This is a genomic window from Sinorhizobium chiapasense (assembly GCF_036488675.1).
In the GTDB taxonomy this organism is placed as follows: Bacteria; Pseudomonadota; Alphaproteobacteria; order Rhizobiales; family Rhizobiaceae; genus Sinorhizobium; species Sinorhizobium chiapasense.
The window spans coordinates 383,510-397,938 of sequence record NZ_CP133152.1 but is presented as its reverse complement, the minus strand read 5'-3'; the positions used below and the strand labels follow the sequence as shown (position 1 = coordinate 397,938).

At 63.6% G+C, this 14,429-nt stretch carries 13 protein-coding genes; 4 read left to right on the top strand and 9 right to left on the bottom strand.

The annotated features are described in order from the left end of the window. Positions 1-99: 99 nt before the first annotated feature. The 6 genes from RB548_RS26560 to RB548_RS26535 all read right to left on the bottom strand — a co-directional run bounded on the left by RB548_RS26560 (position 100) and on the right by RB548_RS26535 (position 5,747). Complete coding sequence (locus tag RB548_RS26560; RefSeq protein WP_331376749.1) at positions 100-1,167, bottom strand: ABC transporter ATP-binding protein; 1,068 nt, start codon at positions 1,165-1,167, stop codon at positions 100-102. Between the two features lie 86 nt (positions 1,168-1,253). Then, positions 1,254-2,030, bottom strand: coding sequence for an SDR family oxidoreductase (locus RB548_RS26555; RefSeq protein WP_331376748.1), 777 nt, complete (start codon positions 2,028-2,030; stop codon positions 1,254-1,256). A gap of 1 nt (position 2,031) precedes the next feature. Continuing rightward, positions 2,032-3,015 carry a D-erythronate dehydrogenase gene (denD, locus tag RB548_RS26550; RefSeq protein WP_331376747.1) on the bottom strand — a complete coding sequence of 328 codons (984 nt, stop codon included), beginning with the start codon at positions 3,013-3,015 and terminating at the stop codon, positions 2,032-2,034. Positions 3,016-3,054: 39 nt separating this feature from the next. Further along, positions 3,055-3,831: a FadR/GntR family transcriptional regulator gene (locus RB548_RS26545; RefSeq protein WP_331376746.1), complete on the bottom strand. Its 777-nt coding sequence runs from the start codon at positions 3,829-3,831 to the stop codon at positions 3,055-3,057. Between the two features lie 222 nt (positions 3,832-4,053). Beyond that, positions 4,054-4,731 carry a 3-oxo-tetronate 4-phosphate decarboxylase gene (gene otnC / locus RB548_RS26540; RefSeq protein WP_331376745.1) on the bottom strand — a complete coding sequence of 226 codons (678 nt, stop codon included), beginning with the start codon at positions 4,729-4,731 and terminating at the stop codon, positions 4,054-4,056. Between the two features lie 17 nt (positions 4,732-4,748). Next, a complete protein-coding gene (locus RB548_RS26535; protein WP_331377104.1) occupies positions 4,749-5,747 on the bottom strand; it encodes a LacI family DNA-binding transcriptional regulator in 999 nt (332 codons plus the stop codon). A gap of 228 nt (positions 5,748-5,975) precedes the next feature. Here RB548_RS26535 and RB548_RS26530 point away from each other — a divergent pair, with 228 nt between their 5' ends. From RB548_RS26530 to otnK, 4 genes are all read left to right on the top strand, one after another. After that, the gene (locus RB548_RS26530) at positions 5,976-7,292 is read left to right on the top strand and encodes an MFS transporter (RefSeq protein ID WP_331376744.1); all 1,317 of its coding nucleotides are present in this window, start codon (positions 5,976-5,978) and stop codon (positions 7,290-7,292) included. Between the two features lie 68 nt (positions 7,293-7,360). Further along, complete coding sequence (ltnD, locus tag RB548_RS26525; protein ID WP_331376743.1) at positions 7,361-8,302, top strand: L-threonate dehydrogenase; 942 nt, start codon at positions 7,361-7,363, stop codon at positions 8,300-8,302. A 10-nt stretch (positions 8,303-8,312) separates the two neighbouring features. Beyond that, positions 8,313-9,089 (top strand): 2-oxo-tetronate isomerase, encoded by a 777-nt coding sequence (gene otnI, locus RB548_RS26520; RefSeq protein ID WP_331376742.1) that lies wholly within the window; start codon positions 8,313-8,315, stop codon positions 9,087-9,089. A 3-nt stretch (positions 9,090-9,092) separates the two neighbouring features. Continuing rightward, positions 9,093-10,376, top strand: a complete 1,284-nt coding sequence (gene otnK, locus RB548_RS26515; protein ID WP_331376741.1) for a 3-oxo-tetronate kinase — start codon at positions 9,093-9,095, stop codon at positions 10,374-10,376. A 175-nt stretch (positions 10,377-10,551) separates the two neighbouring features. Here the strand turns inward: otnK and RB548_RS26510 are convergent, their stop codons facing one another. From RB548_RS26510 to RB548_RS26500, 3 genes are read right to left on the bottom strand one after another with little or no spacing between them, the layout of a single operon-like run. After that, complete coding sequence (locus RB548_RS26510) at positions 10,552-11,520, bottom strand: substrate-binding domain-containing protein (protein WP_331376740.1); 969 nt, start codon at positions 11,518-11,520, stop codon at positions 10,552-10,554. Continuing rightward, entirely contained in the window at positions 11,517-12,833 is a 1,317-nt protein-coding gene (locus tag RB548_RS26505) for an ABC transporter permease (RefSeq protein WP_331376739.1), read from the bottom strand. The genes RB548_RS26510 and RB548_RS26505 overlap by 4 nt, the downstream gene beginning before the upstream one ends. Further along, positions 12,830-14,419, bottom strand: coding sequence for a sugar ABC transporter ATP-binding protein (locus tag RB548_RS26500; RefSeq protein ID WP_331376738.1), 1,590 nt, complete (start codon positions 14,417-14,419; stop codon positions 12,830-12,832). The genes RB548_RS26505 and RB548_RS26500 overlap by 4 nt, the downstream gene beginning before the upstream one ends. Between the last annotated feature and the right edge of the window lie 10 nt (positions 14,420-14,429).

The window sequence follows — 14,429 nt, the reverse complement described above, 5'->3', positions numbered from 1 at the left end:
TGGCGAATGCGGCGGCAATGATGCCCGGCCCCTGCCGGACATCTCCGCGCGAAGGTTGCCGAAGGCTCCTCTTTCCCTCGGCGGCCTCTCCGTGCGGCATCAATCGAACAATCGTCGTCCGCTCTCGGCGTCGAACAGGTGAACATGGGCGGCATCGATCGACAGGCGGATCGTGTCGCCCGGCTTCGCATTCACTCTTTCGCGGAAAACACAGGTGACATCGCTGCCTCCGAGCCGGACGATCATCTGCGTCTCGTAGCCAGTCGGCTCTATCACCGCGATCTCGGCGGGCAGTCCGTTCGGATCCAAGGCCATGTATTCGGGCCGAAGCCCGTAGACCAGTTCCCGTCCGTTGGCTGCCGTGGCCGCGCGCGCCACCGGCAGCGCCGTGCCATCCTCTGTCACGAATGCATTGCCATTGGCCGGATCGAGCCTGCCCTTGATCATGTTCATCGCCGGCGAGCCGATGAAGCCGGCGACGAACAGATTGGCAGGGTTATCGTAGAGATCGAGCGGCGCGCCGATCTGCTCGACGATGCCGTCATGCATCACGACGATCTTGTCGGCCATGGTCATCGCTTCGATCTGGTCGTGGGTGACATAGACGGTGGTGGTCTTGAGGCGCTGATGCAGTTCCTTGATCTCGGCGCGCATGGCTACGCGCAGCTTCGCATCGAGGTTCGACAGCGGCTCGTCGAAGAGAAACACCTGAGGGTCGCGCACGATCGCCCGGCCCATGGCGACGCGCTGGCGCTGGCCGCCGGAGAGCTGGCGCGGATAGCGGTCGAGCAGCTTGGACAGGCCGAGGATTTCCGCTGCCGCGCCGACGCGCTTGTCGATATCCGCCTTGGGCGAGCCGGCGAGCATCAGCGAGAAGGCCATGTTGTCGGCGACCGTCATATGCGGATAGAGCGCATAGTTCTGGAACACCATGGCAATGTCGCGCTCTTTCGGCGGCAGCGCATTCACCACACGATTGCCAATGCGGATTTCACCCGCGGAGATGTTTTCAAGTCCCGCCAGCATCCGCAGCAGCGTGGATTTTCCGCAGCCGGAAGGGCCGACGAGGATGACGAACTCACCGTCCTCGATTTCGATGTTCACGCCCTTGATGACGGGAACGGCACCGAACGATTTCCTGACATCGACGAAGTCCACGGCTGCCATATGCGTTCCTCCCAATATCTGCCCATGCTGGTCGCTTGCGTCCGGTTATCCCCCTGTCCGTCCGCAACCGACCTTTTGGAATTCTCCTATCCGCGTCCGACCAGCGGCATCTTCGTCGCCATGACCGTCATGGTGAGCACGTTGGCCGTCAGCGGCAGGCTCGCCATGTAGACGACGGCTTCTGCGATGTGCGCGACCGGAATGGTCGGTTCGGGCGCGATCTCGCCATTGGCCTGCAGCACGCCGCTGCTCATCTTCTCAGTCATGTCGGTCGCCGCGTTGCCGATGTCGATCTGGCCGCAGGCGATGTCGTGCGCGCGCCCGTCAAGTGCTGTCGATTTCGTCAGCCCCGTGATCGCGTGTTTGGTCGCGGTGTAGGGGGCGGAATTCGGCCTCGGCGTCGTCGCGGAAATGGAGCCGTTGTTGATGATCCGTCCGCCGCGCGGGTTTTGGGATTTCATCAGCCGGAAGGCGTGCTGTGTGCAGAGGAATGCGCCCGTGAGGTTCGCAGCGACGATCGTGCTCCACTGCTCAAAGGTCACCTCTTCCAAGGGAACCGGCGGCACATTGGTGCCGGCATTGTTGACAAGTAAATCGAGCCGACCGAAGTCATCGCGGATTGCCCCGAACAGCGCCACGACCTCAGCCGGATTGCCGACGTCGCAGGTGATCGCCCGCACAGTGCCGCCGGTCTCCCGCGCGATTTCGTCGGCCGCGCCCTCAAGCACGTCGGGCCGGCGGCCGGTGATGACAAGGCTGTAGCCCTCGGCGCTCAAGGCCTTGGCGATCCCGCGACCGACGCCGGTGCCGCCGCCCGTCACGAGCGCGATCTTTCCTTCGCCCGATCTTTTCGCTTGCGTCATGTCAGATATTTCCTCCGAGCTCGTCCTCGATGTGGATCCGGATGATCTCGTCGAAATTGCTTTCCGCTGCAAATCCGAGTTCGCGCGCTCGGCGGGCGTCAAAATCCGTGGCCCAGCCGGAGACGATCGAGGCAATGACAGGATCCGGTTCGCGGCGGATGAGGCGCACGGCCTTCTCGCCGGCAACCCGGCCGAGCGCGGCGATTTCCTCGCCCACCAGTGCCGACAGGCCCGGCATGGTCAGGTTGCGCCGAGGCCCGATCTGGTTCGTATCCATGCGTGCTGCGTGGACGAAGAAACCGACCGCGGAGCGCGGGCTTGCGAACCAGTGGCGGACATTCTCGTCCACCGGCAATACCGCCTCCTTACCGACCAGCGGCTCGCGCAGAATGTTCGAGAAGAAGCCGGACGCGGCCTTATTGGGCTTGCCGGGCCGAATGCAGATGGTCGGCAGGCGGATGCCGATGCCGTCGAAGATGCCCCGGCGCGTATAATCGGCGAGCAGCAATTCGCAGATGGCCTTCTGCGTGCCGTAGCTCGTCAGCGGCGTCGTGAAGAATTCGTCCCCGATCTTTTCCGGGAACGGCTGGCCGAAGACGGCGATCGACGAGGCGAAGAGGAGGCGCGGAAAATAGGGTTCGTGTTGCCCCTCCCGGCGGATCGCCTCGAAGAGCGAACGCGTGCCGTCGAGATTGACGCGGTAGCCCTTGTCGAAGTCGGCCTCCGCCTCGCCGGAAACGATCGCCGCCAGATGGAAGATGACATCCGGCCGTGACGCGATGAGCCGTTCTGCGCCGCCTTCGGACGACAGATCGAGCGCTGACGCGGTCGAAGTCGCGGAAAGTGTCGCCGGCACCGGTGCCTCGACCACGTCTACCAACGTGAGCCGGGTGATCTCGTAGCCGAGGGCATCCGGCTCTGCGGCGAGTTTCTCGACCAGCTTGCGGCCGATCATTCCGGCTGCACCTATGACCATGACATGCATTCGCGGCGAACCTCCGTGTTCGGCCCGGGATTCCCGGGTTCAGCGTGTCTTTCCACCCTTGCCTACCGGCTTTTCCGCTCGCCCGTGCTCGGCGAGCAGTTCCTTCGTCGTCTCGTAGATTCGCATGAGATGATGGCGAAACGCCGCGACGACGGCTTCGCGGTCACGCCGCGCGAGCGCAGCCACGATCTCGCTGTGATCCTTGTAGCTGGCGGCTATCGCCCCGGGCCGCGACATGGCGCTGCGCCGGTAATTCATCATGTAGGTGTAGAGGTCGGTGACGAAGTCGGAGAGCAGCGGATTGCCGCAAGCCCGATAGATCGCCACATGGAACTCGCGATCGCAGATCAGGAATCGCATGGCATCGTCGCCGCCGAGCCGCTGCGCTTCGAGCAGGCTCTCCAGCTTGCTGAGCGTATCCTCATCGATGTTTTCGGCGGCATCACCCACGACCTTCAGCTCGATATGCAGCCTCGCGGCATGAACCGCCTCGAGGTCGTAGCTGTCGATGGCGTTCGGCGAGGCGATCGTGACGGTGACGTCGCTGAGGTCGACATTGGCGACCCGGCTGCGGCTGCCCTGGGAAACCTCGATGATGCCACGCGCCGCAAGTGTTTGGATGGCGCCGCGCACCGTCTCCCGGCTGACATGGAGCACATTGGCGAGCTCGCGCTCGCCCGGAAGCTCGTCGCCCGGGTGCAGCATGTTGGTCGCAACGAGAACCATCAGCTTGTCGGCAATCACCTCACGCGCGGTGCGGCGTTCGAGGCTCCGCCCGATCTTCGGCATTTGCGTGAGTATGGGACTGCCATTCACTGCGGCGCACCTCCAACTGATCCACTGGTTGGTCCACCGGATCAGTGATGCAAATAGATCCCGCAAAGGAGGAGGCGGTCAAGGGCAGTTCATCGCCGCAGCGCATCAAAAATGCGCAAACATCTTGTGCGGCGCACGCGGATTGCGAGACGTTTTCCGAAGGAAAAAACGCGGGGAAACCCAGCCCCCCTACGCGGCTAACACACTGTTTCGCCAGTAGGTTCAGCCGTGATCGTGCCCTTGATGATCGCTACGGGATGGGAGGTCGAGCCCGAAGGTTTTCGCAAGGTCATCCACCTGCTGCGGGCTGAGATAGCGTGGGTTGAGATTGCGCAGCAGCAGATAGAGCTTCGCGGTTTCCTCCAGTTCCTCGGTGGCAAACACGGCCGCCTCGACGCTGTCGCCTGCCACGACCGGGCCGTGATTGGCGAGCAGCACCGATGAGTACTTGCCCGCAAGCCCACGGATCGCTTCGGCAACCGCCGGGTCGCCGGGACGATAGTAGGGAACGAGGGCGGTTTCACCGGCCCGCATCAGGTAATAGGGCGTCATCGGCGGCAGAGCGGCACGAGGATCGATCTCCGGCAGCATCGTGAGCGCTACGGCGTGGGTGGAATGAAGATGGACAATCGCACGGGCACTGCCGCGCGTTTCGTAGAGGGCCGAGTGAAGCGGAATTTCCTTGGTCGGCTTGTCACCCGAGATGAGTTGCCCCGCGGCGCCGAGCCGAGAGATGCGCGCGGGATCGAGGAAGCCAAGCGAGGCATTGGTCGGCGTCACCAGCCAGCCACCGTCGTCAAGCCTCAGCGATATATTGCCCGAAGAGCCGGGTGTCAGGCCCCGCTCGAAAAGCGATCGCCCATATCGGCAGATTTCCTCACGCAGACGGTTCTCGGACATTTGCAATCCCTTTCCTGTCAGGCGGTCGCCCCTTCGATCAATTCGAATCCGAGATCGACGACCTGCGGCGGTGCATCCGTCACGACAAGTTCAGCCGCCACCCGCCCCGTCTCGACGCGGGGTGTGCGAATTGTCGAGAGCGGCTGTGGTGTGACCCGGCCGATATCGAGACCGTTGTACCCGAAGACCGCCAGTTTCGAGGGAACCGAAATCCCATGTGCCAGACAGTGGAAATAGCCGCCCAGCGCCATGTCGTCGTTTGAAAAATAGACCGCATCGAGATCCGGCTTTCTGGCAAGCAGGCGCTCCAGCCCGAGCCGTCCGCTTTCCACCGACGATGCGCCGGTGCAAATTTCGCGGTCGACGAGCGCAAAGCCGGCCGAGCCGAGCGCCTCGCAGAAGCCGTCAAAGCGCTTGCGGGCGCGGGTGTCGCGCGTGAGATCGTGCCCGACATACCCGATCCGGCGATAACCGCGCTTCACCAGGAAATCGGCGCTTGTGCACCCGGCTGAACGGTTCGAGAAACCAACAGCCAGATCCAGCGCCGCTCCGTCGAGATCCAGCATTTCGACCACCCGGCAGCCGCTCGCGTGCAGCCTCCTCACCGTGCCCTCGGTATGCTCGAAGCCTGCAAGCATGACTGCCGTCGGCCGCCAGGCGAGCATCGCGGCGACAAGCGCCTCCTCCCGTTCCGCGTCGTAGTCGGTGACGGAAAAGACGGCCTGATGCTGATTTGCTTCCAAAACGCTGCTCGCGCCGCGCAGCACATCCGGAAAGACGATGTTGGACAGCGAGGGAATTACAAAGGCCACAAGGCGCGACCCGGCGGAAGCGAGCGTCCCGGCGATCCGGTTCGGCACATAGCCGAGCCGTTCGACCGCCTCCATCACCCGGTCTCTGGTCTCGCGGGAAAAGGAGCCATGATTGCGAAGCACCCGCGACACCGTGCTCTCGCCGACGCCCGCTGCTTCCGCGACCTCGGCAAGGGTCACCGCCGGGTGCTGCCTGAATTCCAAAGTCACCTTCGCGTGCTCCTGACAGTCTGCCGTCACCTCAAGACGTCGATGCCAGCCGGCCCTGAGGTTTGCCATCCGATTCAATAACAACAAATTTTGGCAGCGCTACCATTTTTTGATTGGCAGCGCTGCCAAAATGGATTAGCAATGCGAATGGCAGCGCTGCCAATTTCGGCAGAGCCACGTCGGGGAGGGAGAACGGGTCCCGACAACCTTGAGGAGGAAATCATGACGCTGCAAACGCAAGCGCCGGCCGAAGGCGCTTACATGGAACGGGCGGTCGAGGATCGCGCCTATGCCAAGGTCTTCTGGAGGATCGTTCCCTTCCTGATGCTGTGCTACGTGGTCGCCTATCTCGACCGCGTCAATGTCGGCTTCGCCAAGCTGCAGATGTCGAGCGAACTCGGCCTGTCGGAAGCGGCCTACGGGGTCGGCGCCGGCATCTTCTTCATCGGATATTTTCTCTTCGAGGTGCCGAGCAACGTCATCCTCAACAAGGTCGGCGCGCGTATCTGGATCGCCCGCATCATGATCACCTGGGGCATCATCTCCGCCGCCTTCATGTTCACCTCGTCGGAAACGGTGTTCTACGTCCTGCGCTTCCTGCTGGGCATCGCCGAGGCCGGGTTCTTCCCCGGTATCATTCTCTACCTGACGTCGTGGTATCCGGCGCACCGCCGCGCCAAGATCATTGCGACCTTCATGTCCGCAATCCCGATCTCGGCCATATTCGGCAATCCGCTCTCCGGCCTCATCATTGACAGCTTCCATGGAAGCCATGGTCTTTCCGGCTGGCAATGGATGTTCCTGATAGAAGCCGTCCCTGCGGTCGTGCTTGGCGTCGTCACTTTCTTCTATCTCGATGACAACATCGTCGATGCCAACTGGCTCACGGACGAGGAAAAACACGTGCTGTCCGTCAACATCAAGGCCGAGAACCGGGCCAAGGCAGAGAGCCCGCACGGGATCGTCGGAACGATGACCGACCCTCGCGTCTGGCTGATGTGCCTGATCTACTTCTGCTTCGTGCTCGGGCAATACGGCCTGAATTTCTGGATGCCGACGATGGTGAAGGCCTCCGGCGTGACAGGCAATCTGCAGATCGGCCTCTTTTCTGCGATTCCCTATGTCTGCACCTTCATAGCCATGCTGGTGCTCGGGCGCTCCTCGGATAGGTTGCGTGAACGGCGCTGGCATCTGGTTGTCCCGGCCATCATCGCCGCAGGCGGCTTCGTCGCAGCGACGATGGCGACGAGCACGGCGGTCGCCATCATCTGCCTCTCGCTCGCCGCCGCCGGCGCCATCAGTTGCGCGCCGCTCTTCTGGTCGCTTCCGACGGCCTTCCTCGCCGGCACCGGTGCTGCAGCTGGTATCGCCTGGATCAACTCGGTCGGCAATCTTGCCGGATTCCTTGGACCGTTTATGGTCGGCTATCTGAAGGACTTCACCGGCAGCAATAGCGCAGGCATGTATTTCCTCGCCGCCGTTCTCGTTGTCGGCGCGCTCGCCGTGCTGACGGTTCCGGCCAAGATGGCCAACCGTTAAAAACGCCTCCCTCCGGCCACGGCGACCGGAGGGGTCACCTCGACCACACAAGACTGGAGCATACCGCTATGTCAGCGCATGTTGAAAATCCGGGACACGAGACGGTAGCCGTAATCGGCCTCGGCTCGATGGGGTTTGGAATGGCCCAGTCGATGAAACGCGCCGGCCTCGACGTCACCGGATACGACCTTGTGCAGCCCACCGTGCAGCGCTTCGTGGCGGAAGGCGGCCGCGGCGCGGGGACGCCAAGAGAGGCCGTCCGGGATGCCGGCATCGTTGTCTCCGTCGTCGTGAACGCCGTTCAGACCGAGGCCGTGCTGTTCGGCCCGGACGGGGTCGCGGCGGCGATGAAGCCCGGCGCCGTATTTGTCTCTTCGGCAACCATGGATCCGGCGGTCGCGCGCAGCCTGTCGGAGCAGGTCGAAGCGCTCGGTCTCCACTATCTCGATGCGCCGATCTCCGGCGGCGCCGCAAAGGCGGCGAAGGGCGAGTTGACGATCATGGCGTCCGGGTCGGAGCAAGCTTTCGCCGCGGCGCGTCCTGCGCTCGATGCCATGGCCGCCAAGGTCTACGAGCTGGGTAATACCGCCGGCACCGGCGCAGCCGTCAAGATGATCAACCAGCTTCTTGCCGGCGTACACATCGCGGCGGCCTGCGAGGCGATAAGCTTCGCTGCCAAGCAGGGGCTCGATCTCACGAAGGTCTACGAGGTGATCACCGCTTCAGCCGGCAATTCCTGGATGTTCGAAAACCGGATACCGCATGTGCTCGCGGGCGATTACACACCCCTCAGCGCGATTGAGATTTTCATCAAGGACCTCGGCATCGTCCAGGACATGGCGCGCGCCGAACGCTATCCGGCGCCGTTGGCGGCGGCTGCACTGCAGATGTATCTCGCCGCGTCCGGCGCCGGCATGGGGCGCGACGACGATTCCTCGCTCGCGCGGCTTTACGCGCAGCTTTCGGGCGCTGAATTGCCCGGCCAAAACAAAGAGCCGCACAAAGCATAAGGACGACGCCATGCCCGTTTTCGCCGCCAATCTGACGATGATGTTCACCGAGTGGGCTTTCCTCGACCGGTTCGAGGCCGCAGCGGCGGCCGGCTTCACGGCCGTCGAATATCTCTTCCCCTATGAGGCGCCGCCCGAGGCGATCGGCGAACGACTTGCCCGCAACAGGCTCGAGCAGGCGCTCTTCAACCTACCGCCGGGCGACTGGGCCGCTGGCGAACGGGGCACTGCCGCCCTCCCCGGCCGCTTCGATGCGTTGAAATCGGATGTCGAACGGGCGCTCGACTACGCAGCGGCGACGGGGGCCAAGCGGCTGCATCTGATGGCCGGCCTCGCCGACCCGTCCGACCCGGAAGCCGCATCCTCCTATCGGCGCTCCATCGTTTACGCGGCCGAACGGCTCGCGGAAAGCGGCATCGATCTGCTTATCGAGCCGATCAACGGACGAAACATGCCGGGCTACTTCCTCAACGACTTTGGCGCGGCCGAGCGCCTTATTGCCGAACTCGGCCTCACGAACCTCAAGCTTCAGTTCGATATCTATCACCGCCAGATCCTGCATGGCGACATCGTCATGGCGCTCCGTCGCCTGTTGCCCATGATCGGCCACATCCAGATCGCGAGCGTCCCTTCCCGCCATGAACCCGACAACGAAGAGCTGAACTATCCATATCTCTTCGAGGAAATCGACCGCCTCGGATATGATGGATTGGTCGGTTGCGAATATATTCCGCGTGGCCGGACGCTCGACGGCCTCGACTGGTTCAAGCCTTTTGCCCGGAGCTGACCGATGACCATACTGCTCGGATCGATCGCTGACGACTACACCGGCGCCTCGGACCTCGCCAATACCCTGACAAAGAACGGGCTCCGCACGGTGCAGACGGTCGGTATTCCCGATCCGTCGCTGCCGTTGCCCGATGTCGACGCGGTGGTCGTTTCGCTGAAGATCCGCTCGGTTGCGGCCGGTGAGGCCGTGGCCGCCGCGGGCACGGCCGAACGCTGGCTGCGCGGGCGTGGAGCGATGCACGTGCTTTACAAGATCTGCTCGACCTTCGATTCGACCGACAAGGGCAATATCGGCCCGGTGACGGAGGCGCTCGCGGAGCTTGCGGGCGGCGGTATCGTGCTCGTCACCCCTGCTTTTCCGGAAACCGGGCGCACCGTCTATCTCGGTCACCTTTTCGTCAACGGCCAGCCGCTCGACGAAAGCCCGCTCAAGGATCATCCGCTTAATCCTATGCACGACGCCAATCTCGTCCGGGTCATGGCCCGCCAGTCGCGTGGCGCGATCGGCCTCATCGACCTGTCGGCCGTGGCGGCCGGACCCGATGCGGTGAAGGCGCGGCTCGATGCCCTGCGCGCCGACGGCGCCAGCGCGGCGATCGCCGATGCAGTCTTCGACCGCGACCTGGAGACCCTCGGCGAGGTGACGCTTCGAACGCCGGTGTCGAGCGGCGCCTCCGGCCTCGGTCTCGGTCTGGCACGCGCACTTGTGCGGTCCGGTCGTGTCCCGTCGAGGGTCAGCGGCACGGCCGATGCCATCCGCCCCGTCGGCGGGCATGCAGCCGTCATCGCCGGCAGTTGCTCCAACGCCACCCTTCGCCAGCTTGCCATCGCCGAACAGGCAATGCCGGTCCTGAGGCTCGATCCCGAACGCTTGCTCACCGCCGCGCCGGACGAAATCTCAGCCGCACTTTCCTGGGCGGAGGCGAGAATGGAGGCAGGGCCAATCATCATTGCCGCCAGCACCACGCCGGAGGCCGTTTCCGAACTTCAATCGCGCTATGGGCGCGAAATATCGGGGCGCGCAATCGAGGCCGCCACCTCGGCGATCGCCGCCGAACTGGTGGCACGAGGCGCCCGGCGGCTCGTCGTCGCTGGCGGGGAAACCTCCGGTGCGGCGGTGGACAAGCTTGCCATTCCGGCGTTCCTGATCGGTCCGGAAATCGCGCCGGGCGTGCCGGTGCTGCGAACGGTCGGCAATCCCCAGGGCGACATGCTTCTCGCCCTGAAGTCGGGTAATTTCGGCGGCGACGATTTCTTTGCCGCCGCGCTCGCGATGATGCGATAAAGGGGGCGGCGGGTGCCCCTCGTCCATCTCCCGCCGCCCGCTGCCGCATGCTTCCCTCGGTCGGAACCGATTGAAGACATGCAGCCATTCGAAAGGCCCCTGGGTGGCACCCCCACCCTGCCGGGCATCCTCCCCACACAAGGGGGGAGATTGAGGTCGCACGGGCGCAAAGGGATTACAGGCCGTTGTCCTTCATGATCTGGCCAGCGTTCTCCTTGGTGACCCTCATCGTGTCGAGCGTCACGGTCTTCTCGACCTTTTCCCCGTTCAGGAACTTGATCGCCTGACGGAGCCCTTCGGCACCGGGCGTCGCATAGAGGAAGGTCGCTGTGAGTTCGCCGTTATTGACCCAGGTCACGCCTTCACCCGGCAAGGCGTCAATGCCGATGAACTTGATATCCTTCTCACGGCCGGCGTCCTTCGCCGCCAGATAGGCGCCGTAGGCCATCGGGTCGTTGTGGCCGTAGACGAGGTCGATCTTTTCGTTGTTGCGGAGCGCCGTCGCCATGATGTTATAGGCTTGGTCCTGCTTCCAATCGCCGGACTGCTGGTCGAGCAGGTTCTTGATGCCCGGTTCCTTGTCGGTAAATTCGTGGAAGCCATCGTGCCGATCATGCGCCGGCTGCGTGCCCATGCCACCCCAGATCTCGACGACATTGCCCTGAGCCTTGCCCTTGCCGCCGAGAAGCTCGACCGCATATTCGCCCGCCGCCCGGCCGATCAGCTTGTTGTCGCCGCCGACGAACTGGGTGTACTGGTCGGTCTCGACGTTGCGGTCAAGGACGAAGACGGGGATCTTCGCGTCGATCGCCTGCTGAACAACGCCGGTCAGACCGGCCGATTCCTTCGGCGAGATGAGCAGCGCATTGACTTCCTGACGGATCAGGTTCTCGACGTCGGCGACCTGTTTCTCCGTCTTGTCCTCGCCGTCCGTGACGATGAGCTCGACTTCCGGATGTTTCGCCGCTTCGGCGATGATGTCCTTGTTGAACTGCGCGCGCCACGGCTCGATGGTGGTCGCCTGGCTGAAGCCGATGCGCCACTTCTTGTCCTGCGCCAGCGCATCCTTGCCCGGCAAGAGGGCGGTGGTGGCAGCCAGAACGGCCGCAAAGGCCGCCAGTCTCATGATGTCACGACGTTTCATTCTTCCTTTCCTCCCATGGTTAGAGACAAGGTCTCTCTTGACGCCCGCTCCTCCGCGGCCGTTTCCCGCTGCGCCGGGCGGCGGCTTGTCAGCCGCAAATGGGCGAGCACATCGTAGGCGTTGCGCTCCTGGACGAGCACCGTGCCGATGATGATCACGCCCTTCAGCACCAGCTGAAGATTGGAGTTGATGTTGTGGAGCTGCAGGATATTGGAGAGCAGACCGAAGATCAGAACGCCGCAGAACGTACCGGCGAGACTTCCGCGCCCGCCCATGAGACTTGTGCCGCCGATCACCACAGCCGCGATCGCGTCGAGCTCCAGCCCCGCCCCGGCATCCGGCTTGCCTTGCCGATACTGTGCCACGTAGAGAACCGCGGCGATGCCGGCGAGCAGCCCTGAGATCGCGTAGGTGACGATCTTTACCCGCCCGGCATTGATGCCGGAGAGCCGCGCCGCCTCCTCGTTGCCCCCGATCGCATAGACGTAGCGGCCGAAGGGCGTGAAGCGCAGAACGACGCTGTAAAGGATGATCGCGGCGATGAAGAAGATGCCCGGCATCGGTACGATGCCGAAGACGAGCTGGCGAAGCACGTCGAAATCCGCGGTGGCGTTGCTCCCGGTATAAACGGGCAGTACCGCATTGTTCTGGCCGGCGGTCAGCCGGGCGATGCCAAGTGCCGTCACCATCATCGCCAGAGTGACGATGAACGGCTGCAGCCTGCCGACAACGATGATCGCGCCATTGATCGCCCCGAAGAGCAAGCCTACCGCTGACGCGACCAGAAGCACCCCGAGCACGCCGAACTTTGTCTGCACCTGCGGCAGCAGGAAGCTCAAGACGAGGGCGCATAGAATGACACCGCCGACGGCGGGCAGCAGCGTGCCGCGCATACGATCGAGGTGCACGTCCCGGATATTGGCGATGCCGCTTCGCGTCTTTTCGATATTGACGAAAATGAAGCGAACGACGACCGCACCGATAAGAAGCGACGCCAATCCGACAGCCGGGATCCCCAGGAAAACGGCAGGCGTTTCGCCGGGTACGGTCAAAAGCATGGCGCAAACGACGCTGCAGATCGCCATCAGCGAACCGACGGAGAGATCTATTCCGCCCGTGAGAATGACAGCCGTCATGCCGGTGGCGACAAGACCCGTCGTCGAAACTTGCCGCAGCACGTCGAGAAGGTTGCCGGAAGAAAGAAAGATGTTTCTGCCCGACGAGGTCACCGGCGAGGAGAGAACGCCGATCAGGAAGATGGCGATCAGGCCCCAATAGAGTTTCGTCTGCGATAAAAGTCTTAAGAATGTCATGCAACGGCCCTTCCAAGCGCACCGCCCCGCGGCGCGGCGAGCTGCATGAGGCGCTCCTCGTTCGCCTCCTCCCGGGAAATAAGGCCCGTCTGACGGCCCTCCGCCATCACCAGGATCCGGTCGGCAAGATGCAGCAGCTCCGGCAATTCGGAGCTAACCACCACGATCGCCAGCCCCTCCCCCGCGAGCGCGAAGATAAGGTCGTAGATCTCGCGCTTCGCGCCGACGTCGATGCCGCGCGTCGGCTCGTCGAGCAGAAGCACGCGCGGCCCGGTGGCAAGCCATTTGCCGATCACCACCTTCTGCTGATTTCCGCCCGAGAGGGTCCCGGCGATCTGGTCGATGCTGCCGCAGCGCACGCCGAGCGTCTGGACAGCCTTCCTGCTCAGCGCACCCTCGGCATCGAACGACCGCAAACCGAAACGCGCCAGCCGACCGACCAGCGGCAGAGCCACGTTGTCCGTGATCGAGTCGTGGAGATGCAGCCCTTGGGTTTTCCGGTCTTCCGTCACCAGCGCGATGCCGAGGCGGCGGGCATCGAGCGGAGAGCGGATGTCGACCGGCGTGCCATCGAGGCTGACCTCGCCGCCGCGCCGACCATCGCTCGAACCGAAGATCGTCTCCAGGATTTCGGTGCGCCCGGCACCGAGCAGCCCGCCGATGCCGAGGATTTCGCCGGCGCGCACGTCGAAGCTCACACCCTTCAGCACATCGCGCCAGCCATGCCGGCTGGACGTCGAAAGCGAGAGGCCACGCACCGACAACACCGGGTCGCCCCGCGTCGATCGGTCGATCCGCTGCGCGTCGAGCAGGCTGCGCCCGACCATGGCGGCGATGACCTTGTCTTCGTCGAGTTCAGCCCTCGGCCGGGTCCAGACATGGCGACCATCGCGAAAGACGGTGATGCGGTCGCTCAAGTGCATCACTTCGTCGATGCGATGGGAAATATAGATGATGCCGACGCCATCGGCGGCGAGCTGCCGCATGATCTTGAAGAGCCGCTCGCACTCGCCGGGCGAAAGCGCAGAGGTCGGCTCGTCCATGATGAGAATGCGCGCCTCAAGCGAGAGCGCCTTGGCAATCTCGACAAGCTGCTGCTCGCCGACCCGGAGCTGACCGACGCGCGCTTCGGGATCAAGTTCGATGCCAAGACGACGCAGCAGCACGCGCGACGCATCGAGGCTTGCCTTGCGATCGACGAAGAGGCCGGCGATCACGCGTTCGCGGCCGAGAAAGATGTTGTCGGCGACACGGAGCTCCGGCACGAGATTGAGCTCCTGATGGATGATGGCGATCCCGGCCGCCTCTGCATCCCTGACTGTCGAGAAGCGCACCGGCGCGCCATCGACACGCACGAGGCCGTCATAATCCGCATAGACGCCGGAAAGGATCTTCATCAGCGTCGATTTGCCGGCGCCGTTTTCGCCCATGAGGGCATGGATCTCGCCGGCGCGCAGATCGAAGCGCACATCCTTGAGCGCAGCAACACCCCCGAAGGACTTGGAAACGCCTTCGGCGGTCAGAACGACGCGCCGGTGATCGCTGTGCGGATCAGGATGAGGCGAGATTGCATTATCATCGCGCATGACATTGGCG

Excerpts from the sequence above, each read along its gene's own strand:
- RB548_RS26560 (WP_331376749.1), bottom strand. The coding sequence starts at position 1,167 with ATGGCAGCCGTGGACTTCGTCGATGTCAGGAAATCGTTCGGTGCCGTT.
- RB548_RS26555 (WP_331376748.1), bottom strand. The coding sequence starts at position 2,030 with ATGACGCAAGCGAAAAGATCGGGCGAAGGAAAGATCGCGCTCGTGACG.
- denD (WP_331376747.1), bottom strand. The coding sequence starts at position 3,015 with ATGCATGTCATGGTCATAGGTGCAGCCGGAATGATCGGCCGCAAGCTG.
- otnC (WP_331376745.1), bottom strand. The coding sequence starts at position 4,731 with ATGTCCGAGAACCGTCTGCGTGAGGAAATCTGCCGATATGGGCGATCG.
- RB548_RS26530 (WP_331376744.1), top strand. The coding sequence starts at position 5,976 with ATGACGCTGCAAACGCAAGCGCCGGCCGAAGGCGCTTACATGGAACGG.
- ltnD (WP_331376743.1), top strand. The coding sequence starts at position 7,361 with ATGTCAGCGCATGTTGAAAATCCGGGACACGAGACGGTAGCCGTAATC.
- otnI (WP_331376742.1), top strand. The coding sequence starts at position 8,313 with ATGCCCGTTTTCGCCGCCAATCTGACGATGATGTTCACCGAGTGGGCT.
- otnK (WP_331376741.1), top strand. The coding sequence starts at position 9,093 with ATGACCATACTGCTCGGATCGATCGCTGACGACTACACCGGCGCCTCG.
- RB548_RS26510 (WP_331376740.1), bottom strand. The coding sequence starts at position 11,520 with ATGAAACGTCGTGACATCATGAGACTGGCGGCCTTTGCGGCCGTTCTG.
- RB548_RS26505 (WP_331376739.1), bottom strand. The coding sequence starts at position 12,833 with ATGACATTCTTAAGACTTTTATCGCAGACGAAACTCTATTGGGGCCTG.
- RB548_RS26500 (WP_331376738.1), bottom strand. The coding sequence starts at position 14,419 with ATGCGCGATGATAATGCAATCTCGCCTCATCCTGATCCGCACAGCGAT.